19 protein-coding genes are annotated in these 25,337 nt (G+C 63.8%); 8 read left to right on the top strand and 11 right to left on the bottom strand.

The features are described 5' to 3' along the window. Positions 1-602: 602 nt before the first annotated feature. From prpD to CYJ07_RS02165, 6 genes are all read right to left on the bottom strand, one after another. Positions 603-2,087 carry a 2-methylcitrate dehydratase gene (gene prpD, locus CYJ07_RS02140; RefSeq protein ID WP_104202038.1) on the bottom strand — a complete coding sequence of 495 codons (1,485 nt, stop codon included), beginning with the start codon at positions 2,085-2,087 and terminating at the stop codon, positions 603-605. A 94-nt stretch (positions 2,088-2,181) separates the two neighbouring features. Then, complete coding sequence (gene prpF, locus CYJ07_RS02145; RefSeq protein ID WP_104202039.1) at positions 2,182-3,360, bottom strand: 2-methylaconitate cis-trans isomerase PrpF; 1,179 nt, start codon at positions 3,358-3,360, stop codon at positions 2,182-2,184. A gap of 70 nt (positions 3,361-3,430) precedes the next feature. Beyond that, positions 3,431-6,046: a Fe/S-dependent 2-methylisocitrate dehydratase AcnD gene (acnD, locus tag CYJ07_RS02150; protein ID WP_104202040.1), complete on the bottom strand. Its 2,616-nt coding sequence runs from the start codon at positions 6,044-6,046 to the stop codon at positions 3,431-3,433. 88 nt (positions 6,047-6,134) lie between these two features. Next, the gene (gene prpC, locus CYJ07_RS02155) at positions 6,135-7,262 is read right to left on the bottom strand and encodes a bifunctional 2-methylcitrate synthase/citrate synthase (RefSeq protein ID WP_104202041.1); all 1,128 of its coding nucleotides are present in this window, start codon (positions 7,260-7,262) and stop codon (positions 6,135-6,137) included. Positions 7,263-7,311: 49 nt separating this feature from the next. Continuing rightward, positions 7,312-8,217 carry a methylisocitrate lyase gene (gene prpB, locus CYJ07_RS02160; protein WP_104202042.1) on the bottom strand — a complete coding sequence of 302 codons (906 nt, stop codon included), beginning with the start codon at positions 8,215-8,217 and terminating at the stop codon, positions 7,312-7,314. Positions 8,218-8,250: 33 nt separating this feature from the next. Then, the gene (locus CYJ07_RS02165; protein ID WP_104202043.1) at positions 8,251-8,961 is read right to left on the bottom strand and encodes a GntR family transcriptional regulator; all 711 of its coding nucleotides are present in this window, start codon (positions 8,959-8,961) and stop codon (positions 8,251-8,253) included. Between the two features lie 234 nt (positions 8,962-9,195). On the opposite strand from CYJ07_RS02165, the gene pabB reads away from it, so the two are divergent. Both pabB and CYJ07_RS02175 read left to right on the top strand, forming a co-directional pair. Further along, the gene (gene pabB / locus CYJ07_RS02170; RefSeq protein WP_104202326.1) at positions 9,196-10,554 is read left to right on the top strand and encodes an aminodeoxychorismate synthase component I; all 1,359 of its coding nucleotides are present in this window, start codon (positions 9,196-9,198) and stop codon (positions 10,552-10,554) included. Between the two features lie 137 nt (positions 10,555-10,691). Beyond that, positions 10,692-11,312 carry a phosphoadenosine phosphosulfate reductase domain-containing protein gene (locus CYJ07_RS02175; RefSeq protein WP_104202044.1) on the top strand — a complete coding sequence of 207 codons (621 nt, stop codon included), beginning with the start codon at positions 10,692-10,694 and terminating at the stop codon, positions 11,310-11,312. A gap of 30 nt (positions 11,313-11,342) precedes the next feature. Here the strand turns inward: CYJ07_RS02175 and cysB are convergent, their stop codons facing one another. Next, the gene (gene cysB, locus CYJ07_RS02180; RefSeq protein ID WP_104202045.1) at positions 11,343-12,314 is read right to left on the bottom strand and encodes an HTH-type transcriptional regulator CysB; all 972 of its coding nucleotides are present in this window, start codon (positions 12,312-12,314) and stop codon (positions 11,343-11,345) included. 242 nt (positions 12,315-12,556) lie between these two features. Between cysB and trxA the strand changes: the two genes are divergently transcribed. Continuing rightward, complete coding sequence (gene trxA / locus CYJ07_RS02185) at positions 12,557-12,880, top strand: thioredoxin (protein WP_104202046.1); 324 nt, start codon at positions 12,557-12,559, stop codon at positions 12,878-12,880. Between the two features lie 85 nt (positions 12,881-12,965). Here the strand turns inward: trxA and CYJ07_RS02190 are convergent, their stop codons facing one another. Then, positions 12,966-14,051: an AI-2E family transporter gene (locus CYJ07_RS02190; protein WP_104202047.1), complete on the bottom strand. Its 1,086-nt coding sequence runs from the start codon at positions 14,049-14,051 to the stop codon at positions 12,966-12,968. A gap of 157 nt (positions 14,052-14,208) precedes the next feature. Between CYJ07_RS02190 and CYJ07_RS02195 the strand changes: the two genes are divergently transcribed. Further along, on the top strand, positions 14,209-14,979 hold the full coding sequence (locus CYJ07_RS02195; protein ID WP_104202048.1) for an SIMPL domain-containing protein: 771 nt from the start codon (positions 14,209-14,211) through the stop codon (positions 14,977-14,979). On the opposite strand, the gene serS is transcribed toward CYJ07_RS02195, so the two are convergent. Then, complete coding sequence (serS, locus tag CYJ07_RS02200; RefSeq protein ID WP_104202049.1) at positions 14,957-16,246, bottom strand: serine--tRNA ligase; 1,290 nt, start codon at positions 16,244-16,246, stop codon at positions 14,957-14,959. The two genes, CYJ07_RS02195 and serS, sit on opposite strands and share 23 nt — an antisense overlap. Before the next feature lie 189 nt (positions 16,247-16,435). On the opposite strand from serS, the gene CYJ07_RS02205 reads away from it, so the two are divergent. Next, entirely contained in the window at positions 16,436-19,675 is a 3,240-nt protein-coding gene (locus tag CYJ07_RS02205; protein WP_104202050.1) for an FAD-binding and (Fe-S)-binding domain-containing protein, read from the top strand. Positions 19,676-19,754: 79 nt separating this feature from the next. Beyond that, the gene (locus CYJ07_RS02210) at positions 19,755-19,955 is read left to right on the top strand and encodes a DUF2905 domain-containing protein (protein ID WP_104202327.1); all 201 of its coding nucleotides are present in this window, start codon (positions 19,755-19,757) and stop codon (positions 19,953-19,955) included. 38 nt (positions 19,956-19,993) lie between these two features. On the opposite strand, the gene nosP is transcribed toward CYJ07_RS02210, so the two are convergent. After that, positions 19,994-22,342, bottom strand: coding sequence for a nitric oxide-sensing protein NosP (gene nosP, locus CYJ07_RS20410; RefSeq protein ID WP_197038237.1), 2,349 nt, complete (start codon positions 22,340-22,342; stop codon positions 19,994-19,996). A gap of 206 nt (positions 22,343-22,548) precedes the next feature. Here nosP and CYJ07_RS02225 point away from each other — a divergent pair, with 206 nt between their 5' ends. Next, entirely contained in the window at positions 22,549-23,811 is a 1,263-nt protein-coding gene (locus CYJ07_RS02225; protein ID WP_104202051.1) for a PQQ-dependent sugar dehydrogenase, read from the top strand. A 5-nt stretch (positions 23,812-23,816) separates the two neighbouring features. Continuing rightward, positions 23,817-24,440, top strand: a complete 624-nt coding sequence (locus CYJ07_RS02230; protein WP_104202052.1) for a c-type cytochrome — start codon at positions 23,817-23,819, stop codon at positions 24,438-24,440. Positions 24,441-24,516: 76 nt separating this feature from the next. Here CYJ07_RS02230 and trpC read toward each other — a convergent pair whose 3' ends face one another. Next, positions 24,517-25,323, bottom strand: a complete 807-nt coding sequence (trpC, locus tag CYJ07_RS02235) for an indole-3-glycerol phosphate synthase TrpC (RefSeq protein ID WP_104202053.1) — start codon at positions 25,321-25,323, stop codon at positions 24,517-24,519. Between the last annotated feature and the right edge of the window lie 14 nt (positions 25,324-25,337).

Genomic DNA, 25,337 nt, shown 5'->3' on the forward strand with positions numbered 1-25,337 from the left:
CTTCTCAAAAGACCCGAAGGTCTCGACGAGTCGCTTGCCTTGAAATGGTGTGACTTCTCACCACCTCATCGACAAGCGCCCACATGAATTACCTGATCGATTGTTAAAGAGCGGCTCCGAGTTCTCATAGAGAAGGGCGGAGCGTCTCGCTTGCCGTCGTGGCCAGTCACCGAAGTGGCGGCCCCGCCAGCGCCCTGCGAGGAAGGCGTATTCTACCGATCCGACCGAGCTTGTCAACTCCCTGCGAGGCCGTCACCGTGGTGAACGTGGCGTCGAGGACCGGCGTCGCCGGCAGTCACGAGAGCCCTTAGCGGGTCTCTGTCGAGAGCCCTCAGCGGGTCTCTCTCGAGTGAGGCGCATTCTACCGAATCCGCCGTGGGCGTCAAGGACGAATCTTGCGAAACGAGTCGAAAAATTCAAAGCGAGACAACCACTTACCACTCTTCCCACCGCTGGCAACGTGGCCCGTCGCCGGCAGCGGATGCGTACTTTACGGATTAACGGTGGAAGCCGCAACCCTTCGCGTCAAAAAAATATAGGTCATCCTGACCAGGTCGGCCATGACTCATATCAAATTTCTCCGTCCGGTCATCCAGAGCGGATCAGATCACGAACAGGTCCATGAAGCGGTGCACCGGCATCGCCTCTAGCGATGCTTGATCCCGGCACAGGTCTAGGATGCGCTCGCAGCGCCCGGCCGGGAAGCGCGTGGCCAGGTTGCGCTTGAATTTCTCTTCGAGGATCGGGATACCCTCGTCACGTCGGCGGCGATGCCCGATGGGGTACTCCACTTCGATACGCTCCGTCGCGCTGCCATCACTGAAGAAGACCTGGATGGCGTTGGCGATGGAGCGCTTGCCGGCATCGAGATAATCCTGGGTGTAGCGGGGCTCCTCGACCACTTCCATCTTCGCCCTGAGCGTATCGATGAGTGGGTGCTGGCGGTGGAAAGCATCCTCGTAGTGCTCGGCGACCAAGTCGCCGAAGATCAGCGGCACGGCGATCATGTACTGCAGGCAATGGTCGCGATCCGCCGGATTGGCCAGTTCCCCCTCCTTGGAGATGATGCGGATAGCCGATTCGTGCGTGGTGATGACGATACGCTCGATCTCTTCCAGGCGTCCCTCGACCTGGGGGTGCAGGCGCACGGCCGCCTCGCAGGCAGTCTGAGCATGAAACTCAGCCGGAAAGGCAATCTTGAATAGAATGTTTTCCATCACGTAAGTGCCAAACTCGCGCTGGAAGCTAAAGCGCCGCTCACCCTCGGGCTTGAGCTGCTGGTCCTTGTTGGTCTTGGCGAAAAGGACATCATAGAACCCCCACTGCGGCGCGCTGAGCACACCCGGGATGCCCATCTCGTCGCGCAGGGCGATGTCGGCCAGGCGCACGCCTCGCGAGGTGGCATCCCCCGCCGCCCAGCTCTTGCGCGAGCCGGCATTGGGTGCATGGCGGTAGGTGCGCAGGCTCTGGCCGTCGGCCCAGGCGTGGGAGAGGGCCGAGAGAAGCTGTTCGCGATTCGCTCCCATTAGGTGCGCGGCTATTGCGGTTGAGGCGACTTTAACCAGAACCACATGATCGAGCCCCACCCGATTGAAGGAATTGTCGAGCGCCAGAACGCCCTGGATCTCGTGCGCCTTGATCATCGCTTCGAGCACGTCGCGCATGACCAAGGGGGGCTCCCCTTCGGCGATTCGCTTCTGTGAGAGATGGTCGGCCACAGCCAGAATTCCACCAAGGTTATCCGACGGATGGCCCCACTCCGCTGCCAACCAGGTGTCGTTGTAATCGAGCCAACGGATGGTACAGCCGATGTCCCAGGCGGCCTTGACCGGGTCCAGGCGGAAGGACGTCCCTGGCACCCGAGCACCGTTCGGCACCACGGTCCCTTCGACCAGCGGCCCCAGGTGCTTGGTACATTCGGGGAAGCGTAGCGCCAACAGGCCGCAACCCAGGGTATCGATCAAGCAGTTACGAGCGGTATCCAGTGCCTCCTCGCTCTCGATATGGAAATCGAACACATAGTCGGCAATCTTCTGCAGCTCTCGGTCGTACTCGGGGCGGACGTTACGTTCGACGGTGGCGCTCATGCTTTCTCCTGTCGCAGGCTCGATATGTCTCCCTTCACTATAGAAAACGCCCCGGGCCTTGCGACCCGGGGCGAATATCTGCCGATATTCAGGCCTAGAAGGCGTCCCTGGGGATTCGCACCCACCCCTCCATCAGCACTCGGGCGCTGCGGCTCATCACCGCCTTGGTCGCCGTCCATTGACCATCGACTCGGGAAGCTTCCGCCCCGACCCGCAGGGTGCCGGAGGGGTGTCCGAAGTGCACCGAGTTGCGCTCGCCGCCACCGGCGGCTTGATTGACCAGCGTGCCGGGCACCGCCGCCGCCGTGGCGATGGCCACCGCCGCCGTGCCCATCATGGCGTGATGCAGCTTGCCCATGGAGAGCGCGCGTACTACCAGGTCGATATCGCTGGCCTTGATAGCTTTGCCGCTCGAGGCCACGTAGTCGGCAGGCGGCGCGACGAAAGCGACCTTGGGCGTGTGCTGGCGCTCGGCGGCTTCACTGACATCTTTTATCAGACCCATGCGCAGCGCAGCATGGGCGCGAATGGACTCGAACATGGCCAGCGCCTTGGTGTCGCCGTTGATCGCCTCCTGCAGCTCAGTGCCGGCGTAGCCGACCGCCTCTGCATTGATGAACACCGTCGGAATGCCGGCGTTGATCATGGTCGCCTCGAGGATGCCTACCCCCGGCACCTCCAGCTTGTCGACCAGGTTGCCGGTAGGAAACATGGCGCCATCGCCGTCGGCTGGGTCCATGAACTCCACCGCCACTTCGGCGGCGGGAAAGGTCACGCCGTCGAGCTCGAAGTCGCCGGTCTCCTGCACCTCGCTGCCCGCGACAGGCACGTGCGAGACGATGGTCTTGCCGATGTTGGCCTGCCAGATGCGCACCGTGGCGATGCCGTTTTCGGGGATGCGTGAGGGATCCACCAGACCGTTGCTGATGGCGAAGGGCCCCACGGCGGCGGAAAGGTTGCCGCAGTTGCCGCTCCAGTCGACGAAGGGCTTGTCGATGGAGACTTGGCCGAACAGGTAGTCGACGTCGTGGTCGGGGCTCTCGCTTCTAGAGAGAATCACTGTCTTGCTGGTGCTCGAGGTGGCCCCGCCCATGCCATCGATCTGTTTCTGGTAAGGGTCGGGGCTGCCGATCACTCGCAGCAGCAGCGCATCGCGGGCCGGGCCGGGCTTTCGTGCCGCCTCGGGCAGATCCTCCAAGCGGAAGAAGACGCCTTTGCTGGTACCGCCACGCATGTAGGTAGCGGGAACGCGAATCTGGGGTACGTGTGCCATGAAAGTCGCTTCCTGAAATGACGCGAATCGCCCCGGGACGTGGCATCGGGGCGTTCGCGAGACGTTGCGGTCAGGCCGTCGCTTCGGCCTCGGACTCGAGGAAGTCCTGAGCGAAGCGCTGCAGTACGCCACCTGCGGAGTAGACGGAGACCTCCTCGGCAGTATCCAGTCGGCAGACAACCGGCACGCGCTGGGTGTCGCCATTGAGGCGATGAATGACCAGCGTCAAGCTCGCTCCCGGTGCCGGCTTGCCCTCCACATCGTAGGTCTCGGTGCCGTCGAGCTTCAGCGTATGACGCGTGGTGCCCTCCTCGAACTGCAGCGGCATTACACCCATGCCCACCAGGTTGGTGCGATGGATGCGCTCGAATCCCTCGGCGACGATGGCCTCCACACCGGCCAGCGCCACGCCCTTGGCCGCCCAGTCGCGCGAGCTGCCCTGGCCGTAGTCGGCGCCGGCAATGACAATCAGCGGCTGGCCGCGCTCCATGTAGGTCTCGATGGCCTCCCACATGCGTGTCACCTTGCCTTCCGGTTCGATGCGTGCCAGCGAGCCCTGAAGCACTTCGCCGTTCTCGTCGCGCACCATCTCGTTGAACAACTTGGGGTTGGCCAACGTGGCGCGCTGGGCGGTGAGGTGGTCGCCGCGGTGGGTGGCGTAGGAGTTGAAGTCCTCCTCCGGCAGGCCCATCTTCGCCAGGTACTCCCCCGCCGCGCTATCCAGCATGATGGCGTTGGACGGCGACAGGTGATCGGTGGTGATGTTGTCGGGCAGGATCGCCAGCGGTCGCATGCCCTTCAGCCCCCGCTCACGCGCCATGTTGCCTTCCCAATAGGGCGGACGGCGAATGTAGGTGCTCTGCGGGCGCCAATCGTAGAGCGGGCTCTTGGCCGCTTCCACTTCACCCAGATCGAACATCGGGATGTAGACCTGCTTGAACTGCTCCGGCTTGACGTATTCGCCGACGATGGCATCGATCTCCTCGTCTGAGGGCCACAGCTTCTTGAGAGTGACCGGGTTGCCGTCCTTGTCGTAGCCCAGCGCGTCCTTCTCGATGTCGAAGCGCACGGTACCGGCGATGGCGTAGGCCACCACCAGCGGCGGCGAGGCGAGAAAGGCCTGCTTGGCGTAGGGATGAATGCGCCCGTCGAAGTTGCGATTGCCGGAAAGCACCGCGGTGGCGTAGAGGTCGCGGTCGATGATCTCCTGCTGGATCTCCGGGCGCAGCGCACCGGACATCCCATTGCAGGTGGTGCAGGCGTAGGCGACGATGCCGAAGCCGAGCTTCTCCAGTTCGGGCAGCAATCCGGCCTCCTCCAGATAAAGACGGGCAACCTTTGAGCCCGGTGCAAACGATGATTTCACCCAGGGCTTGCGCACCAGGCCGAGCTCGTTGGCCTTTTTCGCCAGCAGGCCTGCGGCCACCACATTGCGCGGGTTGGAGGTATTGGTACAGCTGGTGATGGCGGCGATGATCACCGCGCCGTCGGGCATCCGGCCGGCTTTCTCCTCGGCCAGCGCCTGGTCCAGGTTGGCGGCGATGCCGCGCTCGGCCAGCGCCGAGGTGGGCAGGCGACGGTGCGGATTGGAGGGGCCGGCCAAGTTGCGCTCGACGGTGGAAAGGTCAAACGTCAGCACGCGCTCGTACTCGACGCGCTTCAGGCTGTCGGCCCACAGCCCAACGGTTTTGGCATAATGCTCCACCAGCGCCACCTGCTCCGGTTCACGGCCAGTGATGGTCAGGTAGTCGGTGGTCTGCTCGTCGATGTAGAACATCGCCGCGGTGGCACCGTACTCCGGCGTCATGTTGGAAATCGTGGCACGGTCGCCGATGGTCAAGCTCTCGGCGCCCTCTCCAAAGAACTCCAGGTACGCCCCCACCACCCGTTCCTGGCGCAGGAACTCGGTGATGGCCAGCACGATATCGGTGGCGGTGATGCCGGGCTGTCGCTTGCCGGTCAGCTTGACGCCGACGATATCGGGCAGGCGCATCATAGAGGGCCGGCCGAGCATTACGGTCTCGGCCTCGAGGCCGCCGACGCCAATGGCGATCACGCCCAGGCAGTCGATGTGCGGGGTGTGGCTGTCAGTGCCCACGCAGGTGTCAGGGTAGGCGACACCATCGCGGGCCTGGATCACTGGCGACATCTTTTCCAGGTTGATCTGATGCATGATGCCGTTGCCGGCGGGGATCACATCGACGTTCTTGAACGCGGTGCGCGTCCAGTCGATGAAGTGGAAGCGATCCTCGTTACGGCGATCCTCGATGGCGCGGTTCTTGTCGAACGCCTGGGGATCGTCCCCCCCGCATTCGACGGCCAGCGAGTGGTCGACGATCAGTTGGGTCGGCACCACCGGATTGACCTTGGCCGGGTCGCCGCCCTTCTCGGCGATGGCGTCGCGCAGTCCGGCAAGATCCACCAATGCCGTCTGGCCGAGGATGTCGTGACACACCACCCGGGCCGGATACCAGGGAAAATCCAGGTCGCGACGACGCTCTATCAGCTGCTTCAGCGCATCGGTAAGCAGTTCCGGCTCGCAGCGGCGCACCAGCTGCTCGGCCAGCACCCGTGACGTGTAGGGCAGGGAGTCGTAGGCACCGGGCTGGATCTCCTCGACGGCCGCACGCACGTCGAAGTAGTCCAGCTCGGTGCCAGGAAGCGGTTTGCGGTATTGAGTATTCATGGGTCGACGGTCTTCGCGTGGTGTTGGGTCAGGCGAGAGTTAAACAGGCGGCCCTCGAGCCGCCTGAGAGTGCTACGCGAGGAATGGCTCAGTCGCGCTCCTCGATCGGCACCCACTCGCTCTTCTCCGGGCCGATATAGTCGGCGCTGGGACGAATGATGCGGTTATTGGCGCGCTGCTCGAAGACATGGGCACACCAGCCGGTGACGCGCGAACAGACGAAGATCGGCGTGAAAAGTTTGGTGGGAATGTCCATGAAGTAATAGGCGCTGGCATGGAAGAAGTCGGCGTTGCAGAACAGCTTCTTCTCGCGCCACATGACTTCCTCGACGCGCTCGGAAACCGGGTACAGGACCGTATCGCCCACGTCCTCGGCCAGCTTCTTCGACCACTGCTTGATGATCGCGTTGCGCGGGTCGGACTCGCGATATATCGCATGTCCGAAGCCCATGATCTTCTCCTTGCGCTCGAGCATTCCCATGATCTCGCGCTCGGCCTCTTCCGGCGATTTCCAGTTCTCGATCATGTCCATGGCCGCCTCGTTGGCGCCGCCATGCAGCGGACCGCGCAGCGAGCCGATGGCACCGGTGACGCAGGAGTGCATATCGGAGAGCGTCGAGGCACAGACACGGGCGGTGAAGGTCGAGGCGTTGAACTCGTGCTCGGCATACAGGATCAGCGAGACGTTCATGACCCTGGCATGCAACTCGGAGGGGGCCTCACCGCGCAGCAGGTGCAGGAAGTGAGCCCCCACCGACTCGTCGTCTGTCTCGGTCTCGATGCGCACGCCATCGTGGCTGTAGCGATACCAGTAGCAGATGATCGAAGGCAATACCGCGAGCAGGCGATCGGAGACGTCCTGCTGCTCGTCGAAGCTCTCCTCGGTCTCGAGATTGCCGAGCATCGAGGCGCCGGTACGCATCACATCCATCGGATGAGCATCCTTGGGAATCTGCTCGAGCACGGTCTTGAGCGCCTGGGGCAGGCTGCGCAGTCCCTTGAGCTTGGTCACGTAGGCGTCGAGCTCGGCTTGGTTGGGCAGCTTGCCTTTCAGCAGCAGATAGGCCACTTCCTCGAAGCGGGCCTTCTCGGCCAGTACCTCGATGTCATAGCCACGATAGGTCAGACCGGAGCCGGTCTTGCCCACGGTGCACAGGGCCGTGCTACCTGCGCTTTGACCCCGCAGGCCGGCACCAGCGTTAGGTTTATCTGCCATGTCGCGTCTCCTTGATCTAGCGTTTTCTTATCGTCGTAACGAGCCTGGCTCAGGCGTCTGAGCCCTTTTCGGCAAGCTGGTTTTCTGCAAACAGCGCATCGAGCTTCTGCTCGAAGGCGTGATAGTTGAGGAAGTCGTAGAGCTCGTCACGGGTCTGCATCAGCTCGACCACGTCACGCTGATGGCCCTTGTCGTGAATGCTCTGATAGACCTTCAGTGCCGCCGCGTTCATGGCGCGGAAGGCCGACAGCGGGTAGAGCACCATGCGACAGCCCACCTCGGCGAGTTCTTGCTGCGAAAACAGCGGAGTGGCGCCGAATTCGGTGATGTTGGCCAGGATCGGCGCGTCGACGCGATTGCAGAAGGCTTGGTAATCATCGAGGGTGTGCACCGCCTCGGCGAAGATGGCATCGGCGCCCGCCTCGATGCAGGCGTTGGCGCGGTCGATGGCGGCGTCGAGCCCTTCCTTCTGGAAGGCGTCGGTACGCGCGATCAGGTAGAAGTCCGGGTCGAGGCGGGCGTCGGCAGCTGCCTTGATGCGATCGACCATCTCCTGCTTGGTGACGATCTCCTTGTTGGGGCGGTGCCCGCAGCGCTTCTGCGCTACCTGATCCTCGAGATGCACGGCGGCCACACCGGCACGCTGCATCTCCTTGACGGTGCGGGCGATGTTGAAGGCCCCACCCCAGCCGGTATCGATGTCCACCAGCAGCGGGAGCTCGGTGGCGCCGCAGATGCGATGAGCATCCTGGACCACGTCGTTCATGGTGGTCATGCCCAGGTCGGGCAGTCCGAACGAGGCATTGGCCACGCCGCCGCCGGAAAGGTAAATCGCTTGGTGGCCGACCCGCTCGGCCATCATGGCGGTATAGGCGTTGATGGTACCGACAATGGGCAGCGGCCGATTGGCCTCGAGGGCGGCGCGGAAACGAGCGCCGGGGGTGGGTTGCGTCATGGGTAGACTCCTCTGCAATCGTTCGAGCCGGCCTCAGGCAGTGGCCTCGGCCTGCTCCTTGAGAATCTCGGCGTAGCGGTCGGCCACGTTGGCCCGCGAGGCGCTGACGTGGCGACGCATCAGCAGTTCGGCCAGCTCGGCATCGCCCGCTTCGATGGCGTCGACGATGCGATGGTGTTCGACGAAGGCTCGCTGGGGTCGGGCGCCACTGGCGCTGAACTGGGTACGGTAGAGCCGCACCAAGTAATAGAGGTCGTCGCACAGCATGTTCATTAACATGCGATTGTGGCTGCCCTGGACGATGCGATAGTGAAAATCGAGGTCGCCTTCGCGCTGGTAGTAGGCTTCGCCGCTCTGAAGATCCGCCTGGCGTTCGTGCAATGCCAGCACCTCACGCAGGCCGGCGATCTCGTCGCGAGTCATGTTCTCGGCGGCCAGCCGTGCGGCCATGCTTTCCAGCGCCTCGCGCACATCGAACAGTTCCAGCAGCTCCTTCATCGAGAGCTTGACCACCCGAGCCCCGACGTGCGGAACTCGTTCGATCAGGCGGTGGGCTTCGAGGCGTCGCATCGCCTCGCGCAGCGGGCCTCGCGAGATACCGTAGGCTTTCGACAGGCCCGGCTCGGTGATTTTGCTGCCCGGTGCCAGCTCGCCGCGGACGATGGCGTCCTGCAGCTCGTGAAAGACCCGCTCCGCCAGGGTGCGGACTTCGGGAGAGGCATGTGCTGGAGCGACTAAGTTCATGGCAATTGTCGACAATCAAATGGTTCGATGACTTTAGACATTGCCTTCTCTGTGGTCAACCACTCGGTTGGGGCCATTCGCTACGCCTTTGGTTGTAAACAACCCGAAGACAGAGAGCCATGCTGTCGACAATCACGCCAGCGTTGACGTCCCTTATTCCGGCTTAGGGATGCAGCCAGGACAAAACCCGCCCCGCCCCCTAGAATGGATCGCCTGTTCCGAAAGGCCCCTTTCATGACTGCACGACTCGAGACTTACCCGCTCCCCTACCGAGACGACCCGCTCGCCTACTTCGATGCCCTGCGCCGACGCCCCGGCGCCGTGCTATTAGACAGTGGCCGCCCCATCGCGCCAGGTGGACGCTACGATATTCTCAGTTGCGATCCCGTGTCGGTGCTCACTGCCGATGCCAGGGGACGGATATCGGTGGATGGCGCACCGGCCGTCGACGGCGATCCTTTCGCGGCTCAGCAGCGCCTGCTCGATGGCGTCGCGATGTCGCTTCCCGAGAGCGAACTGCCCTTTCTCGGCGGACTGATCGGCTACTGGGCCTATGATCTGGGCCGCTCACTCGAGCCCGTGGGAGAATCGGCGCGCCAGGTGGTCTCGCTGCCAGCCAGCCGGGTCGGACTATATGACTGGGCGCTGATACAGGATCATGAAGCTCGCGAGAGCTGGCTGGTGGCCAGTGCCGAACGGCGCCTCCAGGTGCTGGGCTGGCTGCAGTCGGCTACGCCCCCGGCCGCATCCTTCCATCTCCTGGCTCCCTTCGAGAGCGAAATGGATCGCGATGGCTATGCCCGACGCTTCGCCGCTGTCCAGGACTACATTCACGCCGGCGATTGCTACCAGATCAATCTTGCCCAACGTTTCAGCGCCCCCTTCCACGGCGACCTGTGGCTGGCCTACCTTCGGTTGCGCCGGGCCACGCCGACCCCGTTCTCAGGCTATATGGCCTGGAGCGCGGGCCATCACGAGCAGGCCATCCTCTCGCTCTCTCCGGAACGCTTCCTGCGATGTCATGCGGATGGACATGTGGAGACCCGTCCTATCAAGGGCACGCGACCGCGCGGGATCACGCCCGAGGAAGATCGCCGGTTGGCCGAGGCGCTAACAGCGAGCCACAAAGACCGCGCCGAGAACGTCATGATCGTCGATCTACTGCGCAACGACCTGGGCCGCGTGTGCCGGCCAGGCAGCGTCCGGGTGCCGCAGCTGTGCGGTCTCGAGAGTTATGCCAACGTGCATCACCTGGTCAGCGTCGTATGCGGGGAGCTCGCCGACGGCAGGCGAGCGCTCGATCTGCTGGCTGCCGCTTTTCCTGGCGGTTCGATCACAGGCGCCCCCAAGGTGCGTGCCATGCAAATCATCGATGAGTTGGAGCCCAGCAGGCGCAGCATCTATTGCGGCAGCCTGGGCTACATCGATCTGCGCGGACAGATGGACACCTCGATTGCCATTCGTACCGCCGTGGCCGATGCCGGACGGATTCATCTCTGGGGCGGCGGCGGGCTGGTAGCCGACTCCGAAGTCAAGGCGGAATACACCGAGACGCTGGACAAGATTCGCCACCTGATGCACGCCCTGGCATAGCGAAGAAAGCACGCGAAGGAATAAGAATCTTTCTTTTATCAACCATTGGATATATCTATCCAAGGAATCGGTATTGGGGCGCGCCGGGTGGGCTTTGCTAGGGTAAGCGTATTGTCAACACAACCCTTGGAGCCTCCATGGAGCTTTCACTCGACGTCGTCAATCGTGACTTGGGCAATGATCCGGAAGCCCTGATCCGCTGGGCTCTGGAGCAAGGCGAACGTCCTATCTGCACGACCAACTTTCGCCCCTTCGAGGCGGTCATCCTGCATATGGTGGCGCGTCAGCGGCCGGACATCCCGGTGGTCTGGATGGATCACGGTTATAACACCCCCGCCACGTATCGCTTCGCCGATGCCGTCGCCGAGCGTCTCGGGCTCAATGTGATCACTTACCTTCCGCGCCGCTCCCGGGCGCATCGCGAAGCCGTAGACGGAGCCATGCCAGGCATCGACGACCCACGCCACGATGCCTTCACGCGCGAGGTAAAGCTCGAGCCCTTCGAGCGCGCGCTACGCGAAATGGCTCCGGACGTCTGGTTTACCGCCTTGCGCGCCGAGGACACACCCGAGCGTGCCCGCATGGCTCCGGTGAGCCGCAATGCCGACGGCCTGCTGAAGGTATCGCCGCTGCTGTACTGGAGTGCCCGCGACATGTACCAGTACCTGCAGGACCATGACCTGCCCAATGAGTTCGACTATTTCGACCCCACCAAGGTGGAGGAAAAGCGCGAGTGCGGCCTGCACTTGCAGCACTGAAACCGATCGATTGGTGCCGGAACGTTCGGTTCAGCGCATCGGCAGTTCGATGTCGTCGAATAGTTCCTGCTCGTGGCGCGGTCCTGCCGCCAGCGCCGCATCGACCAGATCGCGTTCGAGATGACCGGCAAAGCCCTTGACGAAGTCGTACATGTAGCCGCGCATGAACGTGCCACGACGAATGCCGATCTTGGTCACGGAGCTTTCGAACAAGTGCCCCGCCTCGAGCGCTACCAGATCTTCGTCGAGCTCAGGATCATAAGCCATATGGGCAACGATACCGACGCCCAGCCCCAGCCGAACGTAGGTCTTGATCACATCGGCGTCGGCGGCGGTGAGCACGACGTTGGGAGTGAGACCCTTGGCACGGAAGGCGTCATCGAGCTGGGAGCGTCCAGTGAAGCCGAACACATAGGTCACGATCGGTTGCTCGGCGAGGCGCTCCAGGGTCAATGCCTCGCCATTGGCCAGCGGATGGTCGCGAGGGACCAGCACACAGCGGTTCCAGCGATAGCAGGGCAGCAAGACGAGATCATTGAACAGTTCCAGCGATTCGGTGCAAATGGCGAAGTCGGCCTGCCCGTCGCTGACCATCTGGGCGATCTGGCGCGGAGTCCCCTGCTGCATGTGCAGCGCCACATCGGGATACTTGCGGGTGAACTCACCGATCACCGGCGGCAGCGCATACCGCGCCTGGGTATGGGTCGTGGCGATTGACAAACTGCCGCGGCGCTCGTCGCTGTGCTCCTGGGCCACCTGCTTGATGTTGTCGGTGAGTCGCAGAACCCGACCGGCCAGCTCTACGATGGCCTCACCCGCCGGGGTGACGCGGGTGAGGTGCTTGCCGCTACGCGCGAAGATCTCGACACCCAACTCATCTTCCAGCAGACGGATCTGCTTGGAGATGCCGGGCTGCGAGGTGAACAGGCTCTGAGCCGTGGCTGACACGTTGAGATTATGGCGGGTCACTTCCCAGACGTAGCGCAGCTGTTGCAGTTTCATGATCGACTCTCCTGGCACCCGGCAGAATGATACGCAACGGCGATTAAACGAGACTCATCTAATCACCAAATAGCATATACACAAAACGGGCACGCGGGCTATCGGAACGCCAGTGAGCGTCAGTCCCGAGACGCCAGCCCATTTGCCAGGGAACCGGTCGACCGCTAACATCAGCCGACCGGACATGCCTCGGCATGTCACAACGATCCGCTCGATGAAGCGCAACGTAACTGGAGATTCACATGGCCAACAATGTCGATGTCACCAATGCCAACTTCGAGCAGGAAGTGCTGAAGGCAGACCAGCCCGTACTGCTCAAGTTCTGGGCTCCGTGGTGCGGCCCCTGCAAGGTCATGGCCCCGGTAATCGACGAAGTTGCCGAGGAGCGTTCCGGCAGCCTCAAGGTCGTTAGCATCAACGTGGATGACGCACCGGAAATCGCCGCCGAGCAAGGCGTACGCGGCGTTCCCACCGTGATGCTGTTCAAGTCGGGCTCGAAGGTCGCCTCGCTGGTAGGCGCTCAGTCCAAGTCACAGCTGGTGCAGTTCATCGACCAGAACGCCTGATCCCCTCAGCGATGTTCCTCTCGCCCCGGCTTCGGCCGGGGCGTTTGCGTTCGTATGGCGGCAAGTAACAGTTCGGCTCGCTTTCCTATCGAGTATCGCTCGGCGGGGTGACGGTATCCGCGATGCGCCGTCTGCCCGGCCCCAGCATATGGGCGATCCAGCGCGTCTGTGGATGGCTGTCCAAGGCGATCTTGAGCGTCATCGTCAGCACCACCGAGAGGAGCATCCCGACCACGCCCAGCATCCAGCCCCAGACCACCAGCGAGAGGAAGGCGACGAAGGCGGACAGTCCCAGAGCGCGCCCCATCAGGCGTGGCTCGACCAGGTTGCCGAGCACGAAGTTGATGGCCAGATAGGCCATGGCCAGCCCGAAGGACGGAACCAGACCGCCGTCACGGGACACCAGCAGCAGTAACACCGGAGGCAACGCGGCGATCGCCGAGCCGATGTTGGGGATATAGTTGAGTGCGAAGGCCAGCACCCCCCACAGTAGCGGGAAGTCGACACCGGAAAACACGCAGGCCAACCAGGCCATGACACCGGTCAGCAGGCTCACCAGCGTCTTGACCGCCAGGTAGCGCTTCAGCGTCAGGCTGAACTCATGGAAGCGCTGCAGGCTGGCTGCCGGGTCGTCGAGCGCAAAGGAGACCTTGTCACGGAAATTCAGAGTCTCGAAGAGCATAAAGATCACCAAGAGCGCCACGACCGTACTCTGCACCAGCAAATTGCCAAGCCCTCCCAGTAGCGTGGACAACCAGCCGCTCTCGTCTTCCACCTCGACCAGTCCCGCCAACAGGTCTGGGTCGATGGCCAGGCCCATGGAGGCCATGCTGTCGAGCAGGTTGAGGTACTGCTCGTAGAGGCGCTCCTCGATGCCCGGCAATGCCTGGATGAAGGTGCCGAAGGTATTGACCACCAGCAACCCCACCAGCGAGAGGAAGGCACCGATCACCAGCAGCGTGACCAGAACCGCAAGGCGCAGGCTCAAGCCCAGCCGGTGCAGCCAGTTCACCGGTGAGGTGCAAATCACGGCAATGAAGAGCGACAGCAGAAGGGGAATGATCAGGTCGGCGCCAGCGCGAATGCCACTCACGATGACCACCAGCGCCGCCAGAGCCAGCGTCAAGGTGAGCGGAAAACCGTAACGTACGTTATCGTCCCGAGGAAGCATGCCATCTATCCCTGTTCGGCGTGTCCTGCTTATCATGACCCGTGCGTGGCGGGTTCACAAACCATACCGCTCACTGCGAGTGGACGATGTACCGACACGACATGCCCGACCACCCCGACTCTTGATGCGGCTTGCCCGCACCCGCAAGGAGGCCTATATGCACCGTTCGTCCCTTTCCCGCTGTCTGATACTGGGCGGACTGATTGCCATGACCGCGCCGACGGCCCTGGCCATTCAGCCGGAAGCTCCCCCCGCCCGGCTCGATGTCCAGGCCGAAACCCAGTTGGATTTCGTACCGGACCGCGCCACGCTCAGCGCCCGCCTTTGGGAACGTACGCCGGCCGTGGCACGTCACGACGACAACGATACCGACCCGGACGCCTTGCGCGAGGCACGAGACAGGCTCGAGGAGCGCGCCGGCAAGCTGATTCGAGCCCTGGAGGAGGCAGGGATCGAGCGCGACGACCTCAGCGCCGGTTCCTTGAGCGTGCAACCGGAGTACGTGCCCGCCCCGCGACGCAGCGACGAAAACGACGAAATGCTGATGCGCACTCGGCTGGAGCGCCCCTTCCAGGTTCGGGTCGACGATCTCGAACGGCTGCCCCAGTTGCTGGACGCGCTGACCGAAGCCGGCGTCAACGCGCTGGATGGTGTCAGCTACGACCTCGCCGACCGCGACGCCGCCACCGACGAGGCACTGGTGAAGGCGCTCGAGAAAGCGCGCCACAAGGCCGAGCTGATGGCGCGTACCATGGGCGTTTCTCTCGGCGCCGTGGCCAGCATCAGCGAGACGCACTCACCGATCTACCAGCCCCGTATGATGGCGATGAGCGCCGATGCCCGGGAAAGCGCTCCCAAGGCTGAATACCGCCCCGGCACCATCGTCATCGAAGCGGGGGTCAGCGTCAGCTGGGAGATCGAGAATTGAGGGTAACGATGCCCCCTAGGTAAGGGCGCAGCGCCTCGGGTACGGTGATGGAGCCATCGGCGTTCTGGTGGTTCTCCATCACCGCGATCAGGCAGCGCCCTACCGCCAGTCCCGAGCCATTGAGGGTATGCAGCAGTTGCGGCTTCTTCTGCTCCGGGTGGCGGAATCGCGCCTGCATGCGACGCGCCTGGAAGTCCTCGCAGTTGGAGACCGAAGAGATCTCCCGGTAGGTCTGCTGACTCGGCAGCCACACCTCGAGATCGTAGGTCTTGGCCGCGCCGAAGCCCATGTCGCCGGTACACAGCGTCACCACCCGATACGGCAACTCCAGAGCCTGCAGGATCGCCTCGGCGTGATCACGCATCTCCTCCAGTGCCGCATAGCTCGTCTCGGGCTCGACCAGTTGAACCATCTCGACCTTGTCGAACTGATGCTGGCGGATCATGCCGCGCGTGTCACGGCCGTGGGAGCCCGCCTCGCTGCGAAAGCACGGCGTATGCGCAGTGAGCTTCAGCGGTAGTGACTTGTAGTCGAGAATCTCGTCCCGGGCGAAGTTGGTCAGCGGCACTTCGGCCGTCGGAATCAGGTGATAGCTGCGCTCGTCGTCGAGACGGAACAGATCCTCGCCGAACTTCGGCAACTGACCGGTGCCGTACAGCGAGGCCTCGTTGACCATGTAGGGGACGTAGCACTCCTCGTAGCCGTGCTCGAGGGTCTGCTTATCGAGCATGAACTGAGCCAGCGCCCGGTGTAGCCTGGCGATGCCACGGCGCATCACGGCGAAGCGCGACCCGGTCAGTTTGGCTGCCAGCTCGAAGTCGAGCTCTCCTGTGAGCCCGCCCAGGTCGACGTGATCCCGCACGTCGAAGTCGAATTCACGGGGCGTGCCCCAGCGATGCAACTCGACGTTGTCATCTTCGCTCACGCCTTCCGGCACGCTGTCGTGCGGCAGGTTGGGAATCCCGCTGGCTAGCGCGTCCCACTCGGTCTGCACCTCGGCGAGCCGTGTCTTGGCGGCGTCCAGCCGGTCGCCCAGATCGCTCACCTCGTCGAGCAGCGGCTGGATGTCCTCGCCCGCCGCCTTGGCCTTGCCGATCGCCTTGGAACGAGTGTTACGCTCGTTCTGCAGATTCTCGGTCTTTGTCTGCAGCTCACGACGCCGGGACTCCAGCGCCTCGAGCCGCTCGGTGTCGAGGACATAGCCTCGCGTGGCCAGTCGTTGGGCAACCCCGGCGAGGTCGCTGCGCAGCAGTTTGGGATCGAGCATCGCGTCCAGCCCCTGAGTGAGAACGAAACGTTAAAAGGTCGGTAAAACGGCGAAACATTGTAGGCAAAAGGCCGCCCCGGTGCCATGCCACTGATCCGCCGGGATGCGCGCCACGTCCCTCTCGCGGTAAAGTAGCGCCATTCTCTTGCCCTCACGCACCGGGCGGCATCACACGACCGAATCGAGATCATGATCGCACGACTGGACACCAAGGACCCGAGCCTCGACAGCAGGCTCGCGCCCCATTACCTGCGCTTCCTCGAGGCGCTCGAGGCCGCCGGCTTCGAAGGCGAAATCGCCCTCGACTACGCCAGCCGCACGGTACTGGCCACCGATAATTCGATCTATCAGCGCCTGCCCCAGGCCGCGCTGTTCCCGCGCCATGCCGCCGATCTCGAGCGCATCGCCCGCCTAGCCGCCGAGCGAGCGCATCGCCAGGTGGTGCTCACCCCCCGCGGCGGCGGTACCGGTACCAACGGCCAATCACTCACCGACGGTCTGGTGGTGGACGTCTCGCGGCACATGAACCGGATTCTCGATATCGACGTGGCGAATCGCCGCGTGAGAGTCCAGGCCGGCGTGGTCAAGGATCAGCTCAACGCCGCGCTGAGGCCTCACGGGTTGTTCTTCGCCCCCGATCTCTCCACCTCCAACCGCGCCACTCTCGGCGGGATGATCTCCACCGACGCCAGCGGCCAGGGCAGCTGCAAGTACGGCAAGACCCGCGATCACGTGCTCGAGCTCGATACCGTGCTGCTCGGCGGCGAACACCTGATCAGCCACCCGATCGACGATACCGAGCTCGAGTCGCAGAGCCGCCACCGGGGTGTCATCGGCAACGCCTACCGCACCGCCCGTGAGATCGCCGACACCCAGCGCGAGCTGATCGCGGCCAAGTTCCCGCGACTCAACCGCTGCCTGACCGGCTACGACCTGGCTCACCTCCGTGATACCCAGGGCCGCCTCGATCTCAACAGTCTGCTGTGCGGCTCGGAGGGCTCGCTGGGCCTGCTCAACGAAGCGGTCCTCAACGTGCTGCCGATCCCCCGGCATTCGACGCTGGTCAACGTGCGCTACGCCGGCTTCATGGACGCCCTGCGCGACGCCAAGGCGCTGATGGCCAGTAGTGCCACCCCCACCTCGATCGAGACGGTGGATGACAAGGTGCTGCTGCTGGCCATGGAGGACTTCGTTTGGGACAGCGTGGCGGAGTTCTTCCCCGGCGATCCGACTGTCGCTGACGACCGGGGCGATACCGCTACGGCCGCAAGCGCGGCTCAGGCCGTGGCGATCCGCGGCATCAACCTGATCGAGTTCAACGACGACGATCCCGAGCGACTCGCCAAGCGCGTGGCGGCCTTCTGCCGCCACCTGGAGAGCGACGATACCGTCAAACGTCTCGGCTACACCTTGGCGGAGGGTCGTGCCCAGATCCAGCGGGTCTACGGCATGCGCAAGCGCGCCGTGGGCCTGCTCGGCAATGCCAGGGGCGAGAAGCGCCCGATTCCCTTCGTCGAGGACACCGCCGTGCCGCCGGAGCATCTCGCCGATTTCATCGCCGAGTTTCGCGCCGCGCTGGATGGCCGCGGCCTCGAATACGGCATGTTCGGCCACGTCGATGCGGGCGTACTGCACGTGCGTCCGGCCATCGACATGAAGGACCCCGAACAGGAACGGCTGATTCGCGAGGTGTCCGACGAGGTGGCCGAACTGACTCGCCGCTACGGCGGGCTGCTATGGGGCGAACACGGCAAGGGGATGCGTTCGGAGTATGCGCCGCGCTTCTTCGGCGAACTCTACCCCAGCCTGCAGCGGATCAAGGCGGCTTTCGATCCGCACAACCAGCTCAACCCGGGCAAGATCGCGACGCCGCTGTCCTCTTCCACCCCACCCGAAACCGTGGGGAGCCCGCCCGAAGTCTCCGGAGCTGCCAGTGCCACCGCCACGGAGAAGCCGGTCAAGTGGGTCGATCCGGGCCTGCTGACCATCGACGGCGTGCCCACCCGCGGCCAGCTCGACCGCCAGATCGACGAGCGCGTGTGGCAGGCCCATGCCGCCACGGTCTACTGCAACGGCAACGGCGCCTGCTACAACTACGACCCGAACGATGCCATGTGCCCGTCGTGGAAGGCGACCCGCGATCGCATCCACTCGCCCAAGGGGCGCGCCAGCCTGATCCGTGAATGGCTGCGGCTTCAGGGCCATGTCGGCATCGATTTGATCGAGGAATCAAAAAAGAAGAAGGCCGAGGGCGTGTGGGGCTTTCTCAAGAGCTTCCCTCGTCGGGCGCGCAATACCTACCGACGCCGCGACGAAGCCGATTTTTCCCACGAGGTCTATGACGCCATGGCGGGGTGTCTCGCCTGCAAGTCGTGCGCCGGTCAGTGCCCCGTGAAGGTCAACGTGCCGGAATCGCGCTCGCAGTTCCTCGAGGTCTATCACGGTCGCTACCTGCGCCCTGTGCGCGACTATCTGGTGGGAGGCATGGAATTCTTCCTGCCTGCGCTGTCTCGCCTCGCCCCGCTCTACAACGCGGCGCTGGGCAACCGTCTGGTCGACCGGCTGCTGGCCGGCCCCATCGGCCTGGTCGACAGCCCCCGCCTCTCCCGCGCCGGCCTGAACAAACAACTGCGTGCCTGGGGCGTGGCCGAGGCCACCGCAGTCTCGCTGGGCCTGCTCACCGAAGCTCAGAAGGCCAAGAGCGTGGTGCTCGTGCAGGACGCCTTCACCAGCCACTTCGAAGCCGAGCTGGTGATGGACGTCGTCGAATTGCTCGCCCGGCTCGACGTGCGAGTGTTCGTCGCGCCTTACTCGCCCAACGGCAAGGCGCTCAACGTGCAGGGCTTCCTCGGCGCCTTCGAGCGTACCGCGGAGAGGCAGGCCCGCCGGCTACGCACGTTGGCCGAGTTCGGCGTGCCGCTGGTGGGCATCGATCCGGCCATGACCCTGACCTACCGTCAGGAGTACGTGAAGGCACTGGGCCCCGATGCCGTGCCCGAGGTGCTGATGCTGCAGGAGTGGTTGGCGGCGCAGGGCCAGCGCCTGGTACCACCGGCGCTGGCCCAGGCGCTCAAGGGACGGGAGGACCCAGGCTTCCGCCTGTTGTCGCACTGCACCGAGAAGACCACCGCTCCCGGCAGCCCCAAGGCGTGGCAACAGGTATTCGCCGCCTTCGGCTTCGAGCTCGAACTCGTCGCCACGGGCTGCTGCGGCATGTCCGGCACCTACGGCCACGAGGCACGCAATCTGGAGACCTCGAAGACCATCTACGCGCAATCGTGGCAACCGGTGGTCGAGGGCGCGGAGGACACCGGACGCCTGCTGGCGACGGGCTACTCCTGTCGCAGTCAGGTCAAGCGACTCTCCGACCAGTCCCTGCCGCACCCGCTGCAGGGAATACTGAAGGCGCTTCATCGTCTAAGCTGGTAAACGAGCTGCCCGACGGCTTGAGCCGTCGGGCAGCGGCATGTCCGGCAGCGTTTTCTCGACGACCTCGACGGGAGGCAGCATGTCCCGAACATTGATCGTCATCGGCCTTTGCATCGTCGCCATCGGCCTGTTCTGGCCATGGCTCTCCAGGCTGCCCCTGGGTCAGCTGCCCGGCGATATCATCATTCGCCGAGAGGGTTTCGCCTTCTATTTCCCCATCACCACCATGATCCTGGCAAGCTTGTTGATCTCGGTGCTGCTGTGGCTACTCAATCGCTGAACTCTCCCGCTCGGAGACACGAGTCGAGGCGGGTCCGTTCAGGCCGGGGGAGTGTCGGTTGCAGCGCGCCGGACGGGCAACCAGATGGTGAAGGTGGTGCCCACCCCTGGCCGACTGGCGATGTCGATGCGGCCACCATGCTTCTGCACGATGCCGTAGGAGAGCGAAAGACCGAGGCCGGTCCCCTGCCCCACCGGCTTGGTGGTGAAGAAGGGGTCGAAGACCCGCGACTGCAGCTCGTCAGGGATTCCCTTGCCGTTATCGGTGAAGGCGAGCCAGACCTGCTCACCGTCGCAGCCGGTACGGATGGTGACGGTACCGTGCACGTCGATCGCCTGGGCGGCGTTGACCAGGAGATTGAGAAACACCTGGTTGAGCTGGGCCGGCAGGCACTCGACAGCGGGTAGCTGACCGTACTCGCGCACCACCTCGGCTTTGTACTTGATCTCGTTGGCGGCCACGTTGAGGGTGCTCTCCAACCCTTGATGGAGGTCGGCGAACTGCCAGTCGGTGGCACCGGTGCGGGAAAAGTCGCGCAGGTCCTGAACGATACGGCGCACCCGAGCGGTGCCGTCTATGGACTCGGCGATCAGCGTGCCGATGTCATCACGCAGGTAATCCAGCTCGAGCGCCACTTTGAGTTCGGCGATCTGTTCCGCCTCCTCGGCCTCCAGCGATGACTCGGCCGCTTCGTAGGCCGCCAGCAAGCGCAGCAGGTCGTCCGCGTACTGTCGAAGAGTGTTGAGATTCGAGTTGACGAAACCGATGGGGTTGTTGATCTCGTGGGCGACACCGGCGGCGAGCTGACCGATGGAGGCCAGCTTCTCCGACTGAAGCAATTGATTGTGTGCCTCCTCCAGCTTGCGGATAAGGGCGCGCTGTTCCTCTTTCTCCCGCTCCAGGGCCTCCTGAGCCTGTCGACGCTCGTGAATCTCGCGTGCCATCCCCTCCTGAGCCGAGTGCAGGGCATGATTGATCTGTTCGTTCTCACGCAGCGCCACCTCAAGCTCCCGGGTCCGCGTCCGGACCTGGTCCTCCAGCATGACCGCGGTCTGGAACAGGCTGAAGTCCGAGCTCCGCACGCTGGTGCTGCGCTCGGCGCGATCCATCAGTGCCTGTATCATCTTGTGCAGCCGTACGGCCCCGACCGGTGGGTGGCCGATGGCCGGCTCCTGGTCCGCCAGCCACGAACGCGCCTGGTTCCGGTTCGGCAGGATCCGTCCCCAGCCGTTCGCCGGCCCGATTTCTGTCCCCCTGCGATGGCTGCCGATGGCTATCCCGGTCAGCGTCTGGTTCACGTGCACCCCGCCGTACTGCTCGCCGTAGGTGCTGAAGCCAACGGTTTGGTTGCGACCGAAGATCGCTTCCACTGCCGCCTTGCTGCTCTTTTGCGTGATTTCCAAGTTGCGCAGTATGCAGTCACAGGCGAGAACCAGTTGCGGCGGACCCAACTCCTCGTGCAGCTGTGCCATCGTCGCCTCCAGGTCAGTGACCAGGTCCACCCCCTTGGCGACACGCAGGACCAGTCCCTCGTCGATGGCACTGTAGAATGTCAGGCTGCCATCCGGCTCAGCTTTCTGGATCGAGCGAACGTAATCGGTGCCGTCAATCAGCACTACCACCGGCGCGGCGGCGAAATGGCTGGGTTCGAGCGCTTCCACCGACACGCCGATCAACTCGGCGTAAGCTTCGGCGGCGGGCATACCGTTGATCTCGTGCACGACGCGCTGCTCGGCGTCGGCACGGGTGACGACCAGGCGCTTCTCAAGGGAGAGGAAGTGTTGGGTCTTGAACAGCCGGAACGAGAAGTCGGTGCTCAGCAGAGTCAGTACCGCGCTGTCGCTGTGGAAGGCGCCATCGTGGAATACCCAAGTGCGGGCAAAGCGCAGGTCGTCGCCGGCCGACCCGCCCACCAGGACGATATCGCCGAGCGCCGTCTGCAGCGTCCGTGCCACCTGCTCTTCGCGCACCGAAAGACCATCGATGAGAAGGAAGCCAAAGCTGTTGCCGCCACTCGGCTTGGCCACACGCCCCTCCAGGCGCTGCATCAAAGCCTGGCTGAAAGCCTGCCCATGGCCGATGCTGAATCGCTGCAGGGCATCCAGCCGCCCCGTCACCGCGGTGCAGCTCCCGGAAGGAAAGCTGACGCCGGAGAGGGTATGATCGCGATAGCCCAAGGGGCCGATTTCACCTGCAGTCGTGCAGCCCACTACCGGTATGTCGCCGAATAGACGATTCATCTCGTCAGCCAGCGCAATCAGGTCATAGTGGCTGGAGCAGAAAAACATCACCAGCTCGGTATCGTCCTGGATCACTCCTCGATGGAACTCGCGGACGGCGTCCCGGGCCTCGACAGAGCGGGTCTGCATGCTGCGAATCCGGCTCATGGCAGCTCCCCTTGTAGATCGTACCCATTGTTATCGGCCACGGCCGCCGAAGGTTGATACCGATCATGCCAAAGGTGGAGGCACGCCCGGTGCGTTGCGAATCGACGCGATAGAAAGAATTCATCGATTCGCCCCGGGGCGAACTCCTAGGCTGAGGAAGGCACGCTCGATGAGGACTCGCCGTCAAGAAGAACAAGGAGCCGACCATGCCACCTCTCACACCCCCGACCCTGACACGCCTCGTCCTTGCGGTCGCCACCGCTGGATCGTTCATCGTCCCTCCTCTCGTCTCGGCCGAGGAGCAGGAGCAAGAGCCGGCCTGGGCCCAGGGTCGTGCCGCCGAGTTGGGGGAATCTCCCCTCTCCCCCCATGCCACGCCCTTGACGATCACACCGGAAGAGGACATTCCCGTCGACCATCTGCGCTTGCCCGACGGCTTCAGCGCTGAGGTCTGGGCCCATGGCATGCCCGGAGCACGCATGATGGCTCTGGGCGACGAAGGCACACTGTTCGTCGGTACCCGCGGCATCGGCCGAGTGTACGCCGTCACGGACCAAGGCGACGCGCGCGAGACGCACATCATCGCTGAAGGACTGGGGCAGCCCAACGGCGTCGCCTTCAAGGACGGCAGCCTCTACGTGGCGGCCATCAACCGAATTCTCCGTTACGACGACATCGAATCGCACCTGGCCCAGGGAGAGGACATCCCCGAGCCGGAGGAGCTGACCGAGGCCTTCGGTCTTCCCGACGACGAGCACCATGGTTGGAAATTCCTCGCCTTCGGCCCCGACGGCCGGCTCTACGTACCGGTGGGGGCACCGTGCAACGGCTGCGAAGTCGACCCTGACACTCACGCCACCATCCACAGCTTCGAGGCGGATGGCAGCGATATGCGCATCGAGGCGCGAGGCGTACGCAACACAGTGGGCTTCGACTTTCATCCCGAGACCGGCGAACTGTGGTTTACCGACAACAATCAGGATTGGATCGGCGAGCATGGTCCCGGCGACGAACTCAATCGTCTGGGCGAGCCTGGCGAGCACTTCGGCTTCCCCGAGTGCCACAGCGTCGGCATCGTCGACCCGGAACTCGGCAGCGCCAACGCCTGCGACGACAAGACGCTGCCCGCCGCGGTCACCGACCCTCATAGCGCACCGCTGGGCATGCGTTTCTATACGGGGGAGATGTTTCCCGAGGAGTACCGCGACGCCATCTTCATTGCCCGCCGCGGTTCCTGGAATCGCACCCTGAGCGTGGGCTACGACGTGCTGGTGGCCAAGCTCTCCGAGGACGGATTGCGCGCCGACTTGTCCCCCTTCATGGTGGGCCTGCTCGACCCGCGCGAGAATAGTTTCTCCGGCCGCCCGGTGGACGTACTGCAGATGACGGATGGCGCCCTACTGGTTTCCGATGAGCAGAACGGCGCGATCTATCGCATCAGCTACGAATCCCCGAGCTACATGGAGTGAGGCCCATGCTCCGCCAAGCTTGCGCGCCGCCCTGGCGGCGCGCCCTTGTTCTGCCTCTAGCCTGTGTCGGCCTGCTGGCCGCAGAGGCCCAGTCGCAGGAGGGCCCAGCGGCGGGATTACCGCTGGAAGAGCAAGTTCAGTTATGCGGAGGCTGCCACGGCGAGGATGGCAACGCCGTCGAAGAAGGCGTTCCCTCTTTGGCCGGGCAACCCGCGCTCGCGCTCACCAATCAATTGATCTACTTTCGTGAACGCTTGAGGCGCAACGAGATCATGACACCCCAGGCCCAGGGGCTATCCGACGAAGAGATCCAGGCGCTCGCCTCGCATTACGCCGAACAGCCCCTTTCGCCACCCGATGGGAAGCCGGACGAAGCATTGATGGAAAGAGGCCGCGAACTCGCTCGTGAGCATCGCTGCGCCAGCTGTCACCGCTCCGACTTCTCAGGCCAGCAGCAGATGCCGCGCCTCGCTCACCAGCGTGAAGACTACCTGGCCCAGGCCATGCGCGATTACCGGGAGCGCACTCGCGGCGGCCCGGACACCACCATGGTCGATATCCTGCGCAACGTGGATGACGAGGAGATCGACGCGCTGGCACACTTCCTCGCCCACTTCGACCGCGGCTAGCCCGACGCGTCTCGTCAAGAAGGCATCGCCGACAACCGTGAGCTGTCTGCGGGTGGGCGACCTGCCTGGGGATCGCTCAGTAAAATAGGCGCCGCAGCGCTTCGCCGGGGTCGTCGTCGCGCATGAAGGCCTCACCGACAAGAAAACCGTGCACATCGTGCTCGCGCATGCGCAGCACGTCGCTGCGGGTATGAATGCCGGACTCGGTTACCACGGTGACACCGGCAGGGATGCGTGGGAGCAGCTCCAGGGTAGTTTCCAGACGCGTCTCGAAGGTATGCAGGTTGCGATTGTTGATGCCCACCAGTTCGATACCCAGTTTCAGCGCGCGTTCGAGCTCCAGGGCATCGTGCACTTCAACCAGCACGTCCATGCCCAGCGCCGTGGCCTGCTGGTACAGGTCGGTCATGCGCGCATCATCAAGCGCGGCGACGATCAGCAGGATGCAGTCGGCGCCGATGGCGCGCGCTTCGCTGACCTGATAGCCATGAATGATGAAGTCCTTGCGTATCGCCGGCAGCACGCAGGCCTCGCGCGCCTCGACCAGAAAATCCTCGTGCCCCTGGAAAAAATCGGCATCGGTGAGCACGGAAAGGCAGGCGGCACCACCGGCAGCATAGCTCGCCGCGATCTCGGCGGGGCGGAAATCCTCGCGAATCACTCCCCTGGAGGGCGAAGCCTTCTTGATCTCGGCGATTACCGCCGGATCGCCCTCGGCGATGCGCCGATCCAGTGCGGCGACGAAGCCACGCGGCGCGGACTGCCGCTCGGCCAGTGTCAGTAGCTCGCTCTCCGGTACGGCGCGCCTGCGTTCGGCGACTTCTTCATCCTTGCGCGCCAGGATACGGGTCAGAATGGTCGGGGCGTCCTGGGTCGGGCTCATGGTCTATGTCTCGA

This window comes from Billgrantia saliphila, assembly GCF_002930105.1.
GTDB lineage: Bacteria > Pseudomonadota > Gammaproteobacteria > Pseudomonadales > Halomonadaceae > Halomonas > Halomonas saliphila.

Bases quoted from the DNA above. Each gene is read 5' to 3' on its own strand.
- prpD (WP_104202038.1), bottom strand. From the start codon at position 2,087: ATGAGCGCCACCGTCGAACGTAACGTCCGCCCCGAGTACGACCGAGAG.
- prpF (WP_104202039.1), bottom strand. From the start codon at position 3,360: ATGGCACACGTACCCCAGATTCGCGTTCCCGCTACCTACATGCGTGGC.
- acnD (WP_104202040.1), bottom strand. From the start codon at position 6,046: ATGAATACTCAATACCGCAAACCGCTTCCTGGCACCGAGCTGGACTAC.
- prpC (WP_104202041.1), bottom strand. From the start codon at position 7,262: ATGGCAGATAAACCTAACGCTGGTGCCGGCCTGCGGGGTCAAAGCGCA.
- prpB (WP_104202042.1), bottom strand. From the start codon at position 8,217: ATGACGCAACCCACCCCCGGCGCTCGTTTCCGCGCCGCCCTCGAGGCC.
- CYJ07_RS02165 (WP_104202043.1), bottom strand. From the start codon at position 8,961: ATGAACTTAGTCGCTCCAGCACATGCCTCTCCCGAAGTCCGCACCCTG.
- pabB (WP_104202326.1), top strand. From the start codon at position 9,196: ATGACTGCACGACTCGAGACTTACCCGCTCCCCTACCGAGACGACCCG.
- CYJ07_RS02175 (WP_104202044.1), top strand. From the start codon at position 10,692: ATGGAGCTTTCACTCGACGTCGTCAATCGTGACTTGGGCAATGATCCG.
- cysB (WP_104202045.1), bottom strand. From the start codon at position 12,314: ATGAAACTGCAACAGCTGCGCTACGTCTGGGAAGTGACCCGCCATAAT.
- trxA (WP_104202046.1), top strand. From the start codon at position 12,557: ATGGCCAACAATGTCGATGTCACCAATGCCAACTTCGAGCAGGAAGTG.
- CYJ07_RS02190 (WP_104202047.1), bottom strand. From the start codon at position 14,051: ATGCTTCCTCGGGACGATAACGTACGTTACGGTTTTCCGCTCACCTTG.
- CYJ07_RS02195 (WP_104202048.1), top strand. From the start codon at position 14,209: ATGCACCGTTCGTCCCTTTCCCGCTGTCTGATACTGGGCGGACTGATT.
- serS (WP_104202049.1), bottom strand. From the start codon at position 16,246: ATGCTCGATCCCAAACTGCTGCGCAGCGACCTCGCCGGGGTTGCCCAA.
- CYJ07_RS02205 (WP_104202050.1), top strand. From the start codon at position 16,436: ATGATCGCACGACTGGACACCAAGGACCCGAGCCTCGACAGCAGGCTC.
- CYJ07_RS02210 (WP_104202327.1), top strand. From the start codon at position 19,755: ATGTCCCGAACATTGATCGTCATCGGCCTTTGCATCGTCGCCATCGGC.
- nosP (WP_197038237.1), bottom strand. From the start codon at position 22,342: ATGAGCCGGATTCGCAGCATGCAGACCCGCTCTGTCGAGGCCCGGGAC.
- CYJ07_RS02225 (WP_104202051.1), top strand. From the start codon at position 22,549: ATGCCACCTCTCACACCCCCGACCCTGACACGCCTCGTCCTTGCGGTC.
- CYJ07_RS02230 (WP_104202052.1), top strand. From the start codon at position 23,817: ATGCTCCGCCAAGCTTGCGCGCCGCCCTGGCGGCGCGCCCTTGTTCTG.
- trpC (WP_104202053.1), bottom strand. From the start codon at position 25,323: ATGAGCCCGACCCAGGACGCCCCGACCATTCTGACCCGTATCCTGGCG.